This window comes from Oligoflexus sp. (genome assembly GCF_035638955.1).
Classification (GTDB): domain Bacteria; phylum Bdellovibrionota_B; class Oligoflexia; order Oligoflexales; family Oligoflexaceae; genus Oligoflexus.
Genome location: NZ_DASQYZ010000505.1, coordinates 1 through 3,789, shown reverse-complemented (window position 1 = coordinate 3,789; position 3,789 = coordinate 1). Strand labels below are relative to the sequence as shown.

Here is a 3,789-nt window from a genome sequence, read left to right as displayed (position 1 = left end):
CCTCAACCCACAATCCGGCTGCCGGGAATTTTTGTGGTGGCACCAATCTTGTATTCGGCCATTAACGTTTGGGATCTAGTTCAATCTATACAGGGGAAAGACGATGCGTCGATGGCTGGTTGTGACTTTATTGAGCGCGATTTCGTTTGCATGCGGAAAAGCGCGTCCGGATCCTAGTGATTATCGAACCAAACCAGACTCGGTCGTGCAGACCGAGACTGACAACAACGACGATCTAACAGGCATCGATCCAGCAGTGGATCCATCTGACGAAGATACCAATAACGCTGACGTCGCAAAAGAAACTCCACCCGACACACAGCCGCCGGGGGCCGTAGCGCCGACGCCAGTCGTTCCCAAGGCTGCGATTCGTACGTTAGCCAATCCCACAGAAATCGCCAATGCAAGGACTGCGTATGGCACGGATTGCGCCGGTTGCCATATGGCTTTGGCAACTTCGGCCAAGAAAGCTGTGACGCTGGTTCGCCTCAATGCCGCTGGTGTTGCTGGAACCGTGGCGGCTCATAATGCACTGATCAATGCAGCGAAGTGGCCCGCTGATGTTAAAGATGCGACGGATGATGGAATTGATACGGCTGTATTGAAGGCGTCTGCCTTCGTGGAAGCCTTGAAATAAGAAATTTGGCCTTCATTCTGCATCCTGTTGCACAATGGAATGCAGCTCTTCAAAAATTATCAAGAAAACCCTGGTTAGCCAGGGTTTTTTTTCCTGCTTTTGTCAAAATCAAGCCATCGTTAATGCTCACAATGTAAGAAGATGCAGTCTGCGCGGACTGAAATCCATGAGTGGCCTGGGAACTCCTGTGGCTCAGGATGGTCTGTCGTGCCAATATCCGGCCGACTTACGCAAAATAACTCTAAGAGGAGCACTCTGTGCTTATCGACACCTGGAAGAAAGTCATTTGGCAGGCCAGTATAATCATAAATTTATCTGTATTTACAGAGCCTGGAGCTTATGCCCAGAGCCTCTGCCCATCGGCCCCAGGTGAGGCGGCACAGTTTTCGGTAGGATTTTCGCAGCTATCGATTACACCTTTTAACAAACTAACCTTGGGTGGGTATGGGACATACTTTGGTTTAAAGTCTGACACCAGAATGAATGGTGAAGGGATTCATGATCCCTTATTCTCGACCGCCCTGTGGTTGCAGAAGGACGCCCATCAGGCCGTAGCTTTAGTAGCCCTGGATTTGGTTGGCCTTAGTCAAGCCACCGTGGAGAGGGTCGAGAAGGAAGCGCGACGGCGATTAAACCGTCCTGGTTTGGAGATCCTGCTCGCCGCGACGCACACCCATCACAGTCCAGACGTACTGGGGCTTTGGGGCGCGCTTCCGCTCTTTACGGGGCGTGACAATGGGTACATGAATTTTATGGAAGATGCCGTTGTTCGGAGTATTGAAGCCGCTTCGAAAGCGTCTGAATGCGCCCAGTTATCCTGGGCTCGAAGCTTCAAAGAAACCAGTTGGCACCCCGAACTTCCCAGTGATTCTCAGGAAGAGCAGGTGTTAACTTTGGTAGCCACAAACCCAGTCTCTGGCACAATCATTGGTACACTCAGCCAATGGGCTGCGCATCCAACCCTGTTAAAAGCCAACAACAACACGATCAGTTCCGATTTCCCAGGCACATTCCGCTATTTTCTGGCGCAAAATATCCCAGGCATCCACCTCTATGTAAACGGGATGTTAGGCAACAGCTACATACCCGTCAAGGAAGGTGACGTCTACCCGGATCCTTTTACTGACGGCGACCGGGATAAAGATGTGAGCAACGGATACGATCAGGTTGCCTATCATGGCCGCGATCTGGCTCAGAAAGTTATGGAAGCGGTCACAAACCAAAGACAGCCGATTTTGAGTGGCAAACTCGCCTTTTACAATCACGTTTTTCCATTCGATGTCAACAACCTGAGGTTTAATGTCGCAGAACGTCTGAAAATCATTGAAGACCGTGGCCTCAGTGAGAATCGGACGAATACCCGCATCAGTTTAATCGAGGTCGGCGAACTCAAGATAGGGACAATACCGGGGGAAATGTTTCCTTCAGGCAGCAGTCAGATCCGAGGTCTGATCCATGCCAAGAGCCCGGGACCTGTGATGTTCCTCGGAATCGGCAACGATTGGCTGGGTTACCTCATGCATGAAGAAGAATTCAACGACAATAAATACAAATATCAACGTGACATCGCACCGCATGCGAAAGCTGTTTCCAAGATCCTCACGGGTTATAAAAACCTCTTGAAGAATGTTCCAGAAAATTAACGTTCTGGATCAGACTGTTAACGGCAAGGGTTGAGGACGGAGTCAGGGAATCAGCTGGTGACTCCGTTCGTCCGTGCAAGTTGCCATGACCAAGGATGTGCCAGGCACAGCCCCATCGTTTTGGGCCTTTAGGCATGATGTTCCAGTACTTTGGCGCAAGCTAAACATATTGCCCGCTACCTGTTTCGTAAAATACTGGTTATCTTTGATAGCGCACGGTTCAGCAACGAGCAAAGGTGCCTGAAGTTCACTTGCGGACAGACAAAGTCGAGCCTTTTCATTAGCAAACTGAATGCGATTGTCCGACGCCAGGTCGGGCTTGAATTTTTGATAGTCTTCTGCGTCCACACATGTTTGCAGGGCGAGCGATCCGGTGGGATCGACCTGGACACAGAGAGTTGGTGCGTGGGCAAATTTTAAAGAGCTTTCCACTTCACCTTGAGTTTGAGCACCAAGTTCGACATCTTCGACAACGACCACCCACTCGCCAGTCTTAACCACGACTTCGCTTCTTTTGCTGCAGTTTATCGGCATGAGCAGGGCAGATGCACTGACCAGGAATGACAGTTTCCGAATAAGCATGGCAACCTACCTCTATTGTAAAATACCGACTGAGCCTAAGGTTCGTTTGTGCAATTTCGAAGCCTGCACTAACCCATGACCAATCAGTATTTTGCGCCGATTCATGCCGACATGAACTGTGCGATTGTCAATGCATTGATCGTTTCTTACATCGTGGTGCTGTCCGTTACTCACGGGAGACATGGAAATTTCTCATGCCCTTTTTCAATTGTGCCGTCAAAAAGGCACGAATCTTGAATTAAGTGAGACGCAAATCCAATGAAGAGGATGAATATGAGATTGTACAGATCATTATCTGTTTTCCTTGTGGCGTCACTGACCAGTCTTTCGGGTTGCGACAGCTCTCCGAAGGGCAATCCATCACGCAGCGTAGCCAGGCAGAATACCAACAGTGCGGATAATCAGGCCTCAACAGTCGACGCAGACCGCAGCATGGGAGCAGAGACTCCTGAGCAAAAAGATAAAGACAAAGTAGCCGCTCCTATCGATGATGGCCCCATCGTATTACCAAGCACCGTTACAGCTACAGCCCGGAAGGGAGCCGCTGACGACGACCGTACGCCTCCCAAGACCGGCGGATTGATTCTGATGGGTGGGGGAACCGACGTCGATTCCTCCTTTGTTTGGGCTCATGATATTATCGCTGGGGACAAGACCACGCGTCGGGGTGATGTCCTGGTCTTACGCGCGACCGGTGCTGATGGCTATGATCAATACATATATGATTTGGCCCCCTTCAACTCCGTGCAGACCCTCATCATCGCGCCAGCTGCCATACCCGAGCATCTGGATACCGTCGCTCGACTCATCAATCGCTCTGAGGTGATCTTTTTTGCTGGAGGTAATCAAGCGGACTATGTCGCCTGGCGTAATTCCAAGCTTATGCCTGCCGTCCAAAACGTAGTGACACGCGGTGGGGTTGTGGGT

At 50.5% G+C, this 3,789-nt stretch carries 3 protein-coding genes and 1 pseudogene; 3 read left to right on the top strand and 1 reads right to left on the bottom strand.

The window, feature by feature from the left end:
- The first annotated feature begins 103 nt into the window (after nt 1–103).
- Both VE954_RS41870 and VE954_RS41865 read left to right on the top strand, forming a co-directional pair.
- Nucleotides 104–637: a hypothetical protein gene (locus VE954_RS41870; protein ID WP_324964490.1), complete on the top strand. Its 534-nt coding sequence runs from the start codon at nt 104–106 to the stop codon at nt 635–637.
- Between the two features lie 257 nt (nt 638–894).
- Nucleotides 895–2,280, top strand: a complete 1,386-nt coding sequence (locus VE954_RS41865; RefSeq protein WP_324964488.1) for a hypothetical protein — start codon at nt 895–897, stop codon at nt 2,278–2,280.
- A gap of 42 nt (nt 2,281–2,322) precedes the next feature.
- Here VE954_RS41865 and VE954_RS41860 read toward each other — a convergent pair whose 3' ends face one another.
- Entirely contained in the window at nt 2,323–2,862 is a 540-nt protein-coding gene (locus VE954_RS41860; RefSeq protein WP_324964486.1) for a ricin-type beta-trefoil lectin domain protein, read from the bottom strand.
- Nucleotides 2,863–3,135: 273 nt separating this feature from the next.
- On the opposite strand from VE954_RS41860, the pseudogene VE954_RS41855 reads away from it, so the two are divergent.
- A pseudogene (locus tag VE954_RS41855) lies at nt 3,136–3,789 on the top strand (hypothetical protein); the annotation flags it as partial.